This is a genomic window from Streptomyces sp. NPDC001852, from assembly GCF_042891825.1.
Lineage (GTDB): Bacteria > Actinomycetota > Actinomycetes > Streptomycetales > Streptomycetaceae > Streptomyces.
On record NZ_JBIATN010000004.1, the window covers coordinates 409,560 to 424,078 of the forward strand.

The window sequence follows — 14,519 nt, forward strand, 5'->3', positions numbered from 1 at the left end:
GACTGATCGTCGGACGCAGATTCGGAGTGCTCGATGAGTGGAAGATCCCGTACGGCCGTGCTGCTGGCCGCGGTGGTGACGTTCGGGGCCCTGCTGGTGCCGTCCGCGCACGCCGCGCCCAAGGCCCCGAGGACCGCCGTGCTCGACGGCGGCCGCCTCCAGCGCACCCGCGCCCGCCTGGGCCACGACCCCCGACTCCGGCGCGCACTGCGGGACTTGACCGCCCGCGCCGACACCTGGCTGGACCAGGGCCCCTGGACGGTCGTCGACAAGCCGAGGCCCGCACCCGGCGGTGACGTCCACGAGTACCTGAGCCAGGCCCCCTACTGGTGGCCCACGGCCACACCCACCGCCGACAACCCCTGGGGCTGTCCGTACGTCCAGCGCGACGGGCAGCGCAACCCGGAGGTCGACAGCGGCACGGACCGGCAGGACGCCGAGAAGGTCTTCGGCTCGACGTACGACCTCGCGCTCGCCTGGTACTACACCGGCAAAGCCGCCTACGCCGAGAAGGCCGGGCAGATCCTGCGCACCTGGTTCCTGGACCCGGCCACCCGGATGAACCCCGACCTGCAGCACGCCCAGTTCATCCCGTGCGCGTACGACGGCCGGGCCATCGGCATCATCGACTTCTCCCAGTCGTACACGAGCGTCCTCGACGCCCAGGCGATCCTGGCCGCCGGCGCCCCCGGCTGGAGCGCCGAGGACCGCACCGCGATGGGCCGGTGGAACGCCGACTTCCTGGACTGGCTGAAGAACAGCGACTTCGGCAAGCAGGAGGGCGCGGCCGCCAACAACCACGGCACCTTCTACGACATGCAGCTCGCCGCCCTCGCCTACGCCACCGGCGACACCGCCCTGGTTCGGCGGACCGTGCTCGACGCGCGCGCCAAGCGGATCGACCCGCAGATCGCGGCCGACGGCAGCCAGCCCCGGGAACTCGCCCGGACCCGCAGCTGGCACTACTCCACCTTCGACCTGGTCGCCTACACCCGGCTCGCGGCCATCGGCCGGCACGTAGGCGTGAACCTGTGGTCGTACCGGGGTCCGGACGGCCAGAGTCTGTTCAAGGCGGTCGGCTGTCTGCTGCCGGCCGCGACCGGGGCCGCCGCGTGGCCGCATCCGGAACTGGAGTTCCACCGGTACGCGGCCACCGATGTCGTGCACGCGGCGGCCGACGCCGGGGACACCGCGGCCGGGGCGGCCGTGGCGAGGCTGGAGGCACCGCCCGGCGGAGACCTGTGGGCGCTGCGGCCCGCCGCCGAGCAACTGGACTCCATGGCGGGCTGACCCCGGCCCCCGGACGGGGCTCCTGAGCGGTCGCTTAGTATGGATCGGTCCCAGCAGCGAAGTTTCAGGAGCCCGTCCCCGTGACCGCCGAAGCCCCGATCGCACCCGCCGTCTCCTACGGCCGGCTGATCCCCGTCACCGTGCACTTCGACGACCTCGACGCGCTCGGGCTCCTTCACAACGCCCGCTACCCGCTGCTGGTCGAGCGCGCCTGGACCGAGCTGTGGAGCGAGCACGGCATCCGCTTCGACGGCGACTGGCACGCGGCCGGTGACGCCTGCAACGCGGTCCGCGAACTGCGCATCAGCTACGAGGCGCCGGTGACCGGCCCCGGCGTCTACGGCGTCCATCTCTGGCTCGACCGGCTCGGCACCACCGGTCTGACCTACGGCTTCCGCTTCTGCTCGGCCGACGGGGCGCGGACCCATGCCCAGGGCACCCGGGTGCTGGTCCGGCTGGACGCGTCGACCCTGCGGCCGACGCCGTGGACCGATGCCTTCAGGGCCGCGGGTCGGGAACTGCTGCGGCCGGCCGGCTGACCTCGGCCCGGCTGCCCCGCTCGGCGCTGCGCAGCACGCCCGCGAACACCGCGAGCCCGCAGGCCAGCGCCGTCACCACACAGAACGACACCACCAGGCTGGTCGCCTGGGCCACCCCGCCGATCAGACTCGGCGCGATCAGGCCGGACGTGTAGGTGATCGTCGCCACGCCGGCGATGGCCTGGCTGGGGTTGGGCCCGGCGTGCCCGGCCGCCGCGAAGCACAGCGGTACGACCACCGCGATGCCGAGTCCCATCAGCGCGAACCCGGCCGTCGCCACGGTCGGATGCCCGGCGAACACGATCAGCAGCCCCCCGAGCACGGCCAGGACGCCGCCCGCCCGCACGGTACGCACCGCGCCGTACCGGTTCACCACCGCGTCCCCGGCGATCCGGGCCAGCGCCATCGCCAGCATGAAGCCGGTCGTGCAGGCCGCGGCCACCCCGGCCGAGCTGCCCAGCCGGTCCCGCAGGAACACCGCCGACCAGTCCAGGCTCGCGCCCTCCGCGAACACCGCGCAGAAGCCGACCGTGCCGATCAGCAGCGCCGAGCGCGGCGGCAGCGCGAACCGCGGCGGCGGCTCCTCGTCGTCGGCCGGCTGCAGGTCCAGCACCCAGGTGCAGGCCACCAGTCCGAGCGCGGTCAGCACGGCCGAGACGAGCGAGAAGTGCAGCCGGGCGTCGGAGCCCAGGTGCGCCGCGAGCGTGCCGGCGGCCGAGCCGATCAGCGCGCCCGCGCTCCACATGCCGTGCAGCCCCGACATGATCGACTTGTCCAGCAGCCGCTCGATCTCCACGCCGAGCGCGTTCATCGCCACGTCGGCCATGCCCGCGCTGGCGCCGTAGGTGAACATCGCCAGGCACAGGGTGTACAGGTTCGGCGCGAGGGACGGCAGGACCAGGCAGAGCGTCCACAGCGCGAGCAGGCCGCGCAGGGCCGTACGGCTGCCGAAGCGGTGGCTGATCCGTCCCGCCAGCGGCATCGCGCAGGAGGCGCCGAACGCCGTGAAGGCCAGCGCGAACCCCAACTGGCCCGCGCCCAGCGAGGCGTGGTCCTGGATCCAGGGGACCCGGGTGGCGAAGGAGCCGGTCACGGCGCCGTGCACGGCGAACACGGCCGCCACGGCGTACCGGGCGCGCCTCACTTCTCTCCGGGCGTATCCCACGTCACTCATGTCCGTCCCTCCCCAGGGTCGCCGCTGCGGCATGCGCCGTAAACTATCAGGGACCCTGCCTGATAGATAGACGGTTCTACGGCCGCCGACGGCGATCCCCGGCGCGTCGATCTGGAAGGATGCCCGTCATGCCCGCATCACCCAGCACCGCCCGGGCCATCAACGACCGCCTGGCCCTGCGCCTGCTGCAGCAGGAAGGCCCGCTCACGGCCGGGCAGTTGAAGCAGCTGACGGGGCTGTCCCGGCCGACGGTCGCCGACCTCGTGGACCGGCTCACCGCCGCCGGGCTGATCACGGTGGTCGGCGAGTCCGGCGAGCAGCGCCGCGGTCCCAACGCCCGGCTCTACGGCATCGTCGCGGACCGGGCCCATCTCGCCGCGCTCGACGTCCGCACCGGCGGTGTCCTCGTGCTGGTCTCCGACCTGGTCGGACGGGTGCTGGCCGAGGCGTCCGTGCCGATCGGCGGCGACACCGGGACCGGTCCCGCCGTGGAGCAGGCGGTGGCCGCGGTGGAACGGACCGCGAAGGAGGCCGGGGCGGACCGGCTGCACACCGTCGGCATCGGCGCACCGGGCCTCATCGACCCGGCCACCGGCGACCTTCGCGACTCCGGGGGCCTGCCCGAGTGGCACCGAAGCCTGGTCGCCGCGCTGCAGGAGCGGCTGCCGGGGTCGCGCGTCACCGTGGAGAACGAGACCAACCTCGCGGCCCTGGCCGAACAGCGCGAGGGCGTCGCCCGTGACCGGGACACCTTCGTCCTGCTCTGGCTGGGCCATGGCGTCGGCGCGGCGGTCGTCCTCGACGGCACCCTCCGCCGCGGCGCCTCGGGCGGCACGGGCGAGATCGGCTTCCTGCCGGTTCCGGGCACACACGCGCTGCCCTCGGCGCGGGACTGCGACGGAGGCTTCCACTCGCTGGCCGGTGCGGCGGCGATCGGCGCCCTGGCGGCGCGGCACGGCCTGCCGGTACCGGCCGCGCTGGACGGACCGGGCACGGCGGTGGTGATCCGGGAGGCCGTGGCGGAGGCGGCGGGGGAGGGCGGCGATTTTGGTGCTGCTCGCCCAGGTGCGGAACAGCCCGTCGGCTCAGCCGGTTCGGGCGCGCCACGCTCCGCCGAGCGCTTCCTCCACGCCCTCGCCGACCGGATCGCCATCGGCGCCGCGTCCGTGGTGGCCGTGCTCGACCCCGGCTGTGTGGTGCTCGGCGGAGAGGCCGGGCAGGCGGGCGGCGCGGTGCTCGCCGGGCTCGTGGAGGAGCGGCTGCGGCGTATGTCACCCCTGCTCACGGAGGTACGGGCGAGCACCCTCGGCGGCGCGGCCGTCCTGCGCGGCGCCCTCCTGACCGCCCGCGACCGTGCCCAGGACGCCCTGTTCGCACCGCAGGACCGCACCTGACGGCACACCGGACGGCAGCGAACCACCCGCCGCCGCTCATCCGACCGCAGGCTCGGGCACGCCGGTCAACCGGTGCCAGGAGTGACTGCGACGGTGCAGAACCGCTCCCGCCGGCGCGCGTCCGTGAGGGCGTCCTCGCGCGTGGCGCGGGCCTGGACGCAGAAGGGGCGCAGATCCCGCAAGACGGCGGACTGCTCCTCGGCGTCCAGACCCCCGAACCAGGCGATCCCCGCCGGCACCGGCCGTAGTCCCTGGGCGAGTTGGTTGAGCATCAACGCCCGCTCGTCCACGCCGTCCCCCTCGCGCCCGTTCCCTCAGCCACCGAAGCGGCGCCCCAGGTACTCCTCGAACGTCGTCTTCCCCACCGCCAGTTCCGGCGTCAGCAGGCCCCCCTCGCGGCAGGCACGGTAGGTCCGGCCGAACAGGGGCACCTGTGCCACCGCCCGGCGCCGCCCGGTCGCGCGGAGGTACGCGCGGGCCAGCGAGTCCAGCGAACGCACTTCGGGACCGCCCATGTCCGCCACCCGCCCGGCCGGCACGGCGAGCGAGAGCTCGGCCAGGCGGTCCGCGACTTCCGTCACCTCCACCGGCTGGTCCGGGACCCCGGCCGGGACCAGCATGACCGGCGGCTTGGCCAGGCCGCCGAGGATCGTGACCAGCAGGTCGTGGAACTGGGTCGTGCGCAGGACGGTCCAGCCGAGCCCCGACTCCTCGATCCGACGCTCCACCGCCAGCTTGGTCTTGTAGTACGCGAGCGGCACCCGGTCGACGCCGACGATGGAGATGTAGACCAGATGCCCCACTCCGGCCCGCCGGGCCGCCGCGATCAGGTGATCGGCGGAGGCCTCGTCCCCGCCCCGCTGCGTGGTCGCGCAGTGCACCACGGTGTCCACGCCGGCCAGCGCGGCGTCGAGAGCGCTCCCGCCCACGCGCAGATCGACGGCGTACGGCTCCGTGTGCCGGCTGAGCACCCGCACCTCGTGCCCCTCCGTCCGCAGCCGCTGAGTCACACACCGGCCGAGCGTGCCGGTCCCGCCGGTCACCAGGATCGTGGTCATGCTGTTGCTGTCCCTTCGGACTCCGGGTGCCCCGGGTCGGAACACCTTCGTCGGCTGGGACCACGCAGCCCCCGTGGAATGTGACAAGCCCCGGGACGGCTCGGCTACGACCGCGTCAGCTGCCGTCGCATGTAGGCAAGCTTGTCCGGGTTCATCACCGTTCGCACATGGGTGATCAGCCCGTCCCGCAGCTCGAAGGACGCCACCCCGGCGAGCACGTCGCCCGCCCACGCGACCAGCGCGCTCGCGCCGTTGACCTCCGCCACCGCGATGTCCAGGCCGCCCGTGAACCGCTCGGCCCCGCCCACCAGGAAGCGCACGACCTTGTCGCGTCCCTCGACCGGCCGCCGGGCCGCGGACACCTTGCCGCCGCCGTCGCCCCAGTAGGTGACGTCCGCCGCGAGCATCTTCTCCAGACGGGCCAGATCACCCTCGCGGGCCGCCGTCAGGAAGGACCTGAGCAGCTCCTCCTGCCGCTCCGGCGCCGGCTCGAAGCGCCCCTCCGGCGCCGCGACCCGGGCAACCGACCGCCGGTACAGCTGACGGCAGTTGGCCTCGCCCAGGCCCAGCACGTCCGCGATCTCCCGGTGGGCGTAACCGAACGCCTCGCGCAGCACGTACACCGCCCGCTCGGTCGGCGTCAGCCGCTCCAGCAGGACAAGCAGGGCCATGGAGACCTGCTCGCGCCGCTCCGCGGACTCCAGCGGACCGAGCGTTCCGTCGGAGGTGAGCACCGGCTCGGGCAGCCAGGTCCCGGGGTACTCCTCGCGCCGCGCCCGGGCCGAGGTCAGCCGGGTCAGGCAGAGGTTGGTGACGGCCTTGGCGAGCCATGCCCCCGGGTGTTCGATCGCCGCCCGGTCGGCGCCGCTGAACCGCAGATACGCGTCCTGCACCGCGTCCTCCGCCTCGTGGGCGGAGCCCAGCAGGCGGTAGGCCAGGCCGAACAGGCGGGGCCGGTGGGACTCGAACTCGTCGGCGGGCGGCGCTGGCGTCATGCGCCTCAGCCTGCCAGACGCTCGGCGGCGTTCGGACGGCCCGGCGGCGGGCAAGGGCCGTCGTCACCGCCACCGGACCCGCCCGCACCATAAAAGGACTAGACCAGAGTGGTCAACGGTCCGGATCAAAGGTCAATCCGCCCCCGGTCTCCGGCAGTTGTGCGGATCGACCGCACCGCGCAAGGGTGACGGCACGCGCTGTGAGGGAACCCACACCCTCCGCCTGTCTGGAGTGCCGCCCGGCGTGGCACACTGGCCCTGTACCAGAAGCAGCGCACTCCGGGGTCGGTGAAAGTCCGAACCGGCGGTTACAGTCCGCGACCCGGCCGCTTCCAGCGGCCGGTTGACCAGGTGAAATTCCTGGACCGACGGTTAAAGTCCGGATGGGAGGCAGTGCGCGGCGGGCGGGCACATCTACCTGTGCGCGTCGCCGTATCTGGGCTTGTCCGTGCGCGGGCGAGCCTCTTTCGGCGTCGCCCCGGCGTGCTCACCCGTACATTCTGTCGTCATCGACAGGCCCCGGAGTCCGTGCCCGAAGAGGCAGGAGGACCCGGGAAGTGTTCACCGGAATCGTCGAAGAGCTGGGTGAGGTCACCGCCGTCGAGAACCTCGGCGACGCCTCCCGCTTCCGGCTCCGCGGACCCGTCGTGACCGAGGGCGCGCAGCACGGCGACTCCATCGCCGTGAACGGGGTCTGTCTCACCGTCGTGGAGCACGAGGGCGACGAGTTCACCGCCGACGTGATGGCGGAGACCCTGAAGCGTTCCAGCCTCGGTGCCCTCACCGTCGGCTCCCGCGTCAACCTCGAACGCCCCATGGCCGTGGGCGCGCGTCTCGGCGGCCACATCGTGCAGGGCCATGTCGACGGCACCGGCGAGGTGCTGGCGCGCAAGCCCTCCGAGAACTGGGAGATCGTGAAGATCTCCCTCCCGGCCGACCTCTCCCGCTACGTCGTCGAGAAGGGCTCCATCACCGTCGACGGCATCAGCCTCACGGTCGTGGACGCCGGCCCCGACCACTTCACCGTCAGCCTCATCCCGACCACCCTCGGCCTGACCACGCTCGGCGTGAAGCAGCCCGGCGACCCGGTCAACCTCGAGGTCGACGTCGTCGCCAAGTACGTCGAGCGGCTCCTCGGCGACCGTGTCCAGGGAGCCGGCAAGTGAACTGGCTGAACTCAGAGGCGTTCACCCTCTTCGGACAGCGCATCATCTGGTCGGACATGACCGGCAACATCCTCGGCCTGATCACCCTCGTCCTCGGCTGGCGCCGCTCGCTGATGACCTGGCCCGTGCAGTTCCTCTCCGGTCTCGTCCTGTTCATCGCCTTCTACGGCCACCTGGCCGGCAGCGCCGGCAAGCAGGTCGTCGTCATGGCGGTCGCCCTGTACGGCTGGTGGCAGTGGAACCGAAACAAGGGCCGAGCCGAAGACGGTGGTGACGGGCACATCGTCCCCCGGTTCGCCACCTGGCGCGAGCGCGCGGCGATGCTCGGCGCGGCCGCCGCCGGCACGGTCGCGGTGGCCCTGCTCTTCACGGCCTACCCGTCGCTGTCCTGGGACCCCTGGCCGGACGCCTACATCTTCGTCGGCACCGTCGTCGCCATGTACGCCCAGGCCAAGGGCATGGTCGAGTTCTGGATCGCCTGGCTGCTGGTCGACCTCGTCGGCGTCCCCCTCAACTTCGCCAACGGCTACGCCTTCTCCGGTTTCGTCTACGTCATCTACGGCGCACTCGTCCTGTGGGGCATGCGCGACTGGTGGCTGCGCTCCCGCCGGAGCCCGCAGCCCGTCCTGGAAGGAGCCCCGGCATGACCTCGGCACTGCCCCTGTACGCCACGGACGCCCTCGAGAGCTTCGGGCTCGACCCCGTCGAGCAGGCCATCGCCGACATAGCGGCAGGCCGCCCCGTCGTCGTCGTGGACGACGAGGACCGGGAGAACGAGGGCGACCTCGTCATCGCCGCCGAGAAGGCGACCCCCGAGATCGTCGCCTTCATGATGAGCGAGTGCCGGGGACTCATCTGCGCCCCCATGGAGGGCGAGGAACTGGACCGGCTGCGGCTGCCGCAGATGGTCCAGGACAACACCGAGTCGATGAAGACCGCGTTCACCATCTCCGTGGACGCCTCCGCCGCTCACGGTGTGAGCACCGGCATCTCGGCCTTCGACCGAGCGACGACCCTTCAGCTCCTCGCGAGCGGCACGGCGGAGCCGACGGACTTCGTCCGCCCCGGCCACATCTTCCCGCTGCGCGCCAAGCCCGGCGGCGTCCTCGCCCGCAACGGCCACACCGAGGCCGCCGTCGACCTCGCCCGGCTCGCGGGCCTGCGCCCGGCCGGCGCCATCGTGGAGATCGCCGGCGAGGACGGCCGTATGCTCCGCCTGCCCGAGCTGATCCCGTTCGCCCGCAAGCACGGCCTGACGATCATCTCCATCGAGGACCTGATCGCCTACCGCCGCAGCAGCGAGCCCACCGTCCGCCGCGAGGCCGAGACCCGCCTGCCCACCCGGCACGGCACCTTCACCGCCTACGGCTACCGCTCCACCGCCGACGGCGTCGAACACGTCGCCCTCGTCCACGGCGAGATCGGCGACGGCGAGGACGTCCTGGTCCGCGTCCACTCCGAATGCCTCACCGGAGACGTCTTCGGCTCCCTGCGCTGCGACTGCGGCCCCCAGCTGGACACCGCCCTGCAGCGCATCCAGCAGGAGGGCTGGGGAGTCGTGGTCTACCTGCGCGGCCACGAGGGACGCGGCATCGGGCTGCTGTCCAAGCTCCGGGCGTACGAGCTGCAGGAGCGCGGCCGCGACACCCTGGACGCCAACCTCGAACTCGGCCTGCCCGCCGACGCCCGCGACTACGGCGCCGGCGCCCGGATCCTCGCCGACCTCGGCGTGCGCAGCGTCCGGCTGATGACCAACAACCCGGACAAGACGGACGCGCTGGAGCGCCACGGCCTGAAGGTCACCGGCCGCGAGCCGATGCCCGTCCAGGCCGGCGAGCACAACCTGCACTACCTGCGCACCAAGCGCGACCGTATGGGGCACGACCTGCCCTGGCTGGACACGCCCGCCGTGGCGGCCTGCAACGACCAGTAAGCAAGAAAGCACTGAGGAGACACGTGAGCGGCAAGGGTGCACCGGAGCTGTCCGTACGCAACGCGAGTGACCTGAGGGTCGCCGTCATCGCGGCACAGTGGCACGAGAAGGTGATGGACGGTCTGGTGAACGGCGCGCTGCGCGCCCTGCACGAACTGGGGATCGACGAGCCGACCCTGATCCGGGTCCCGGGCAGCTTCGAACTCCCGGTCGCTGCCAAGGTGCTGGCCGGTCGCGGTTACGACGCCGTGGTCGCCCTCGGTGTCGTCATCCGCGGCGGCACCCCCCACTTCGACTACGTGTGCCAGGGCGTCACCCAGGGCCTCACCCAGGTCAGCATCGAGACCGGCGTGCCCGTCGGCTTCGGCGTGCTCACCTGTGACACCGAGGAGCAGGCCCTGGACCGGGCCGGCCTGGAGGGCTCGAACGAGGACAAGGGCCACGAGGCGGTGACCGCGGCGCTCGCGACCGCGGCGACGCTCCGCTCAGTATCCGAACCCTGGCACTGAGGCACCGGGTGGACCGCGTAGGGTAAGCACCACCATGTCCAAGAAGACGTTCGAGGAGCTCTTCACCGAGCTCCAGCAGAAGGCCGCCCACGGCGACCCCGCCACCTCCCGCACCGCAGAGCTGGTCGGCAAGGGGGTCCATGCCATCGGCAAGAAGGTCGTCGAAGAGGCCGCCGAGGTCTGGATGGCCGCCGAGTACGAGGGCAAGGAGGCGGCCGCCGAGGAGATCTCCCAGCTGCTGTACCACGTCCAGGTGATGATGGTCGCCCGCGGGATCTCCCTGGACGACGTCTACGCCCACCTGTGACCCGCCTGCTGCAAGAGCCGTAGAAAACCCCTTCACGCAAAGGAAGCCGACCTCATGCTGCGCATCGCCGTCCCCAACAAGGGTTCACTGTCCGGCCCTGCGGCGGAGATGCTGCATGAGGCCGGCTACCAGCAGCGCCGCGAGTCCAAGGAGCTGCGGATCGTCGACCCGGAGAACGAGGTCGAGTTCTTCTACCTCCGCCCCCGCGACATCGCGATCTACGTTGCCTCCGGCCGCCTCGACATGGGCATCACCGGCCGCGACCTGCTGATCGACTCCGGCGCCGACGCCGAGGAGATCCTGCCGCTCGGCTTCGCCCGCTCCACCTTCCGCTTCGCCGCCAAGCCGGGCACCGCGAACGGCATCGAGGACCTCAAGGGCAAGACGGTCGCCACCTCCTACGAGGGCATCGTCGCCGGGCACCTCGCGGACGCCGGCGTCGACGCCTCCGTCGTCCACCTCGACGGCGCCGTGGAGACCGCCATCGAGCTGGGCGTCGCCGAGGTCATCGCCGACGTCGTGGAGACCGGCACCAGCCTGCGCAACGCCGGCCTGGAGGTCTTCGGCGAGCCGATCATGAAGTCCGAGGCCATTGTCATTCGCCGCACCGGCACCGACGGCGAGGAACCGAAGGTCCAGCAGTTCCTGCGCCGCCTGCAGGGCGTCCTGGTCGCGCGGACGTACGTGATGATGGACTACGACTGCCGCGTCGAGCAGCTGGAGAAGGCCGTCGCGCTCACCCCCGGCCTGGAGTCCCCGACCGTCTCCCCGCTGCACAACGAGGGCTGGGTGGCGGTGCGCGCCATGGTCCCCGCCAAGGAGGCGCAGCGGATCATGGACGACCTCTACGCCATCGGCGCCCGCGCCATCCTCACCACGGCCATCCACGCCTGCCGCCTGTAAGGGGTGCGCACCGAGATGTCCACCACCCCTGTCCCTCCCGCCCTTCCCGTCACCTTCCGGCCGGGCCACACCCGAGTGATCCTGCTCACCGCCGGTGTCGCGATCTTCCTGACCATCTCCGGGGTCGCGATGCTGCTGGAGCAGCTCGGCCCGGCGGAGCGGGCGAGCTTCGTCGTCACCGGGGCGCTGATCTTCTGGGTGCTGGCCCGGCTGGCCCGGGTGAAGGTCGTCGCCGACGAGTCCGGCGTCACCGTGGTCAACATCGCCGGCAGTCGGCGCCTGGAGTGGGCGGAGATCGTCCAGGTGAACCTCCGGCCGGGGGATCCCTGGGTGTTCCTCAACCTCAGCGACGGCACCAGCCTGCCCGCGCTCGGCATCCAGCCGGGCCTCGCCAAGCAGCGCGCCATCGCCGACGCGCAGGCCCTGCGGGCCCTCGCCGAGGCCCGTGCCGCGGCCCATCCGGTGGAAGGCGACGGCTGAGCCGGGGCGGATCGGGGGCGGACTCGAGGCAGATCAGGGCGGCCTCGGGGACGGATCGGGGCTGACTCGGGGTCGCCCACCCTGCCCGAGTGGCCCATGTCTTGATTAATCTGGTGGCGGAGGCCCTTTCGCTGCGCCTCCGCCCCTGGACACCGCCCGGTGCACAGGGGTTCCTGCTACCCGAGGAGTGACTCCCTCCAGCGATGGACGGATCGTCCTGTAGTACCTGCGCCGCCCCGACCCGACATACCGGGAAGGCGGTGGCAGCGTGACCATCTCCCTGCTGCTCCTGGGAGCGGCTTTCCTGCTGATCCTCGCCAACGGCTTCTTCGTGGCGGCCGAGTTCGGCCTGGTGACCGTCGAGGCGACCGACGCCGAGAAGGCGGCCGCCGAGGGCGACCGACGGGCCCGTAGAGTGGCCGAGTCGCTCAAGGAGCTGTCCTTCCAGCTCTCCGGCACCCAGCTCGGCATCACCATCACCTCCCTGGTCGTCGGCATGCTCGCCGAACCGGCCCTGGCCCGGCTGCTGCGCGGCCCGTTCGCCGCGACCGGCATTCCCGACGGCGCCGTCTCGGGCGTCGCCGTGGTCGTCGGCATGCTGCTGGCCTCCGCGATCCAGATGGTGATCGGCGAGCTCGTGCCCAAGAACTGGGCGGTGTCCAAGCCGCTGCCGGTCGCCCGGTTCGTGGCAGGCCCGCAACACCACTTCTCCCGCCTGTTCCGCCCGGTGATCGCCGCGCTCAACACCGTCGCCAACCGCCTGGTGCGGGCCCTCGGCGTCGAACCCGCCGAGGAACTGGCCTCCGCCCGCACCCCGGGCGAACTCGTCTCCCTGGCCCGGCACTCCGCGCAGGCCGGCGCCCTGGAGCAGGACACGGCCGACCTGTTCGTGCGCACCCTGTCCCTGGGCGAGCTGACCGCGCAGCACGTCATGACCCCGCGCGTGAAGGTCAGCGCCCTCCAGGACACGGCCACCGCCGAGGACGTCGTCAACCTCACCCGGGCCACCGGCCTGTCCCGCTTCCCCGTCTACCGGGAGAAGATCGACGAGATCGTGGGCATGGCCCATCTGAAGGACGCCCTCGCGGTCCCCGTGCACGACAGGCTGCGCACCCCGGTGCGCCGGATCGCCCGCAAGGCGCTGCTGGTCCCGGAGACCCTGCCGGTCCAGCCCCTGCTCGCCCGGCTGCGCTCCGAACAGCCCATCGCGGTCGTCGTCGACGAGTACGGCGGCACGGCGGGCGTGGTCACCCTGGAGGACATCGTCGAGGAGCTCGTCGGCGAGGTCCGCGACGAGCACGACGCCAAGGACATGCCCGAGCTGGCCCCCGCCCCGCCGGAGGACGGCCGGCCCGCCTGGGACGCCGACGGCAGCTGCCGCGTCGACATCCTCCAGCGCATAGGCCTCGACGTGCCCGAGGGCCCGTACGAGACGGTCGCCGGACTGGTCGCCGACCTGCTCGGCCGTATCCCGGCACCCGGTGACCGGGCCGAACTGCCCGGCTGGCGGCTCTCGGTCCGCCAGGTCGGCCACTACCGCGCCGAGCGGGTCCGCCTGGTCAGGACGGCCCCCGCGGTGAACGTGATGGAGGCCGCGCGATGAGCGTCCTCCAACTGATCTTCGCCGCGCTGCTCGTGCTCGCCAACGGCTTCTTCGTCGGCGCCGAGTTCGCGCTCGTCTCCGTGCGCCGCAGCCAGATCGAACCGCTGGGTACGGCGCGGGCCCGTCAGGTCCTCTACGGCCTTCAGCGGCTGCCGCAGATGATGGCCGCGGCCCAGTTCGGCATCACCGTCTGCTCGCTGACGCTGGGCGCGGTGGCCGAGCCGACGGTGGCGCATCTGCTGGAGCCGGTGTTCGCGGCCGTCCACCTCCCCGACGGCATGGTCCACCCGCTGGGCTATGTCATCGCGCTCGCCGCGGTGGTCTTCTTCCACCTGGTCATCGGCGAGATGGTGCCGAAGAACCTGGCGATGGCGGCCCCCGAGAAGGCGGCGCTGTGGCTGAGCCCCGGTCTGGTCTACTTCGCCCGCCTGTGCAGGCCCATCACCGTGACCCTCGGCGCTTGCGCCCACGGCATCCTGCGGCTCTTCCGGGTCGAGCCCAAGGACGAGGTCGAGGCGGTCGTCACCAGCGAGCAGCTCAACCGCCTGCTGGAGGACTCCGGCCAGGCGGGGCTGCTCGACCCCGAGGAGCGGGAACGCCTGGAGGATGCCCTGGAACTGGGCTCGCGCCCGGTGACCGACGTCCTGCTGCGCCGGGAGTCCCTGGTCACGGTGGCCCCGTCGGTCACCCCGGGCGAGATCGTCGAGCTGACGGCCCGCACGGGGTACTCCCGCTTCCCGATCGCCGCGTCGGACACGGGTCCCTTCATGGGATACGTCCACGTCAAGGACGTCCTGGACCTGGAGGACTCCGACCGTGCCGTCCCGCAGCAGATCTGGCGCCGGATGGCCACCCTGCGGGCCGAGCTGCCGCTCGACGACGCGCTGACCGTCATGCGGCGGGCGGCCACCCACCTGGCTCAGGTCGCCGATGCCTCCGGCAAGGTGCTGGGTCTGGTGGCCCTGGAGGACGCGCTGGAGCTGCTGGTGGGCGAGGTGACGGATCCGGCGCACCGGGAGATGCCGGAGCCACGGGCGAGCGGGGAGCCCGAGCAGGTGCTCGCGTCCTAGCTCGGGTGGTGGTGGGGGGAGCTGCGCGGCTGTGGCACTGGTGGTGGGTCACCCGCGCAGTTCCCCGTGCCCCTTCGGGGCGCCACCCCACCGGCGCG

At 72.3% G+C, this 14,519-nt stretch carries 16 protein-coding genes and 1 riboswitch; of the genes, 12 read left to right on the forward strand and 4 right to left on the reverse strand.

Annotation, left to right across the window (positions count from 1 at the left end; genetic code table 11):
- The first annotated feature begins 33 nt into the window (after positions 1 to 33).
- The gene (locus ACFYZB_RS09890) at positions 34 to 1,290 is read left to right on the forward strand and encodes an alginate lyase family protein (RefSeq protein WP_388756364.1); all 1,257 of its coding nucleotides are present in this window, start codon (positions 34 to 36) and stop codon (positions 1,288 to 1,290) included.
- An 80-nt stretch (positions 1,291 to 1,370) separates the two neighbouring features.
- On the forward strand, positions 1,371 to 1,829 hold the full coding sequence (locus ACFYZB_RS09895) for an acyl-CoA thioesterase (protein ID WP_388756366.1): 459 nt from the start codon (positions 1,371 to 1,373) through the stop codon (positions 1,827 to 1,829).
- Here the strand turns inward: ACFYZB_RS09895 and ACFYZB_RS09900 are convergent.
- Positions 1,789 to 3,003 (reverse strand): MFS transporter, encoded by a 1,215-nt coding sequence (locus ACFYZB_RS09900; RefSeq protein ID WP_388756368.1) that lies wholly within the window; start codon positions 3,001 to 3,003, stop codon positions 1,789 to 1,791. The genes ACFYZB_RS09895 and ACFYZB_RS09900 overlap by 41 nt on opposite strands.
- Positions 3,004 to 3,131: 128 nt before the next feature.
- Here ACFYZB_RS09900 and ACFYZB_RS09905 point away from each other — a divergent pair, with 128 nt between their 5' ends.
- A complete protein-coding gene (locus ACFYZB_RS09905; protein WP_388756370.1) occupies positions 3,132 to 4,397 on the forward strand; it encodes an ROK family transcriptional regulator in 1,266 nt (421 codons plus the stop codon).
- A 65-nt stretch (positions 4,398 to 4,462) separates the two neighbouring features.
- Here the strand turns inward: ACFYZB_RS09905 and ACFYZB_RS09910 are convergent, their stop codons facing one another.
- The 3 genes from ACFYZB_RS09910 to ACFYZB_RS09920 all read right to left on the reverse strand — a co-directional run bounded on the left by ACFYZB_RS09910 (position 4,463) and on the right by ACFYZB_RS09920 (position 6,450).
- A complete protein-coding gene (locus ACFYZB_RS09910) occupies positions 4,463 to 4,687 on the reverse strand; it encodes a DUF5958 family protein (RefSeq protein ID WP_388756373.1) in 225 nt (74 codons plus the stop codon).
- A gap of 24 nt (positions 4,688 to 4,711) precedes the next feature.
- Positions 4,712 to 5,455, reverse strand: a complete 744-nt coding sequence (locus ACFYZB_RS09915) for an SDR family oxidoreductase (protein WP_388756376.1) — start codon at positions 5,453 to 5,455, stop codon at positions 4,712 to 4,714.
- A gap of 104 nt (positions 5,456 to 5,559) precedes the next feature.
- Positions 5,560 to 6,450, reverse strand: coding sequence for an RNA polymerase sigma-70 factor (locus ACFYZB_RS09920; RefSeq protein ID WP_388756378.1), 891 nt, complete (start codon positions 6,448 to 6,450; stop codon positions 5,560 to 5,562).
- Positions 6,451 to 6,720: 270 nt separating this feature from the next.
- Positions 6,721 to 6,851: riboswitch (FMN riboswitch) on the forward strand.
- Between the two features lie 156 nt (positions 6,852 to 7,007).
- On the opposite strand from ACFYZB_RS09920, the gene ACFYZB_RS09925 reads away from it, so the two are divergent.
- From ACFYZB_RS09925 to ACFYZB_RS09965, 9 genes are all read left to right on the forward strand, one after another.
- Positions 7,008 to 7,616 (forward strand): riboflavin synthase, encoded by a 609-nt coding sequence (locus ACFYZB_RS09925; protein WP_351211509.1) that lies wholly within the window; start codon positions 7,008 to 7,010, stop codon positions 7,614 to 7,616.
- Entirely contained in the window at positions 7,613 to 8,263 is a 651-nt protein-coding gene (gene pnuC, locus ACFYZB_RS09930) for a nicotinamide riboside transporter PnuC (protein ID WP_388756380.1), read from the forward strand. Before ACFYZB_RS09925 ends, pnuC begins: the two co-directional genes overlap by 4 nt.
- Positions 8,260 to 9,549 carry a bifunctional 3,4-dihydroxy-2-butanone-4-phosphate synthase/GTP cyclohydrolase II gene (locus ACFYZB_RS09935; protein ID WP_388756382.1) on the forward strand — a complete coding sequence of 430 codons (1,290 nt, stop codon included), beginning with the start codon at positions 8,260 to 8,262 and terminating at the stop codon, positions 9,547 to 9,549. Before pnuC ends, ACFYZB_RS09935 begins: the two co-directional genes overlap by 4 nt.
- Positions 9,550 to 9,572: 23 nt before the next feature.
- A complete protein-coding gene (ribH, locus tag ACFYZB_RS09940; protein WP_351211503.1) occupies positions 9,573 to 10,058 on the forward strand; it encodes a 6,7-dimethyl-8-ribityllumazine synthase in 486 nt (161 codons plus the stop codon).
- A 34-nt stretch (positions 10,059 to 10,092) separates the two neighbouring features.
- Entirely contained in the window at positions 10,093 to 10,365 is a 273-nt protein-coding gene (locus tag ACFYZB_RS09945; protein WP_023552153.1) for a phosphoribosyl-ATP diphosphatase, read from the forward strand.
- A 54-nt stretch (positions 10,366 to 10,419) separates the two neighbouring features.
- Positions 10,420 to 11,268 (forward strand): ATP phosphoribosyltransferase, encoded by an 849-nt coding sequence (hisG, locus tag ACFYZB_RS09950; protein WP_388756385.1) that lies wholly within the window; start codon positions 10,420 to 10,422, stop codon positions 11,266 to 11,268.
- 15 nt (positions 11,269 to 11,283) lie between these two features.
- A complete protein-coding gene (locus ACFYZB_RS09955) occupies positions 11,284 to 11,748 on the forward strand; it encodes a PH domain-containing protein (RefSeq protein ID WP_388756388.1) in 465 nt (154 codons plus the stop codon).
- 268 nt (positions 11,749 to 12,016) lie between these two features.
- Positions 12,017 to 13,351: a hemolysin family protein gene (locus ACFYZB_RS09960; RefSeq protein WP_388756391.1), complete on the forward strand. Its 1,335-nt coding sequence runs from the start codon at positions 12,017 to 12,019 to the stop codon at positions 13,349 to 13,351.
- Entirely contained in the window at positions 13,348 to 14,421 is a 1,074-nt protein-coding gene (locus ACFYZB_RS09965; protein WP_388756394.1) for a hemolysin family protein, read from the forward strand. The genes ACFYZB_RS09960 and ACFYZB_RS09965 overlap by 4 nt, the downstream gene beginning before the upstream one ends.
- The last annotated feature ends 98 nt before the right edge of the window (positions 14,422 to 14,519 follow it).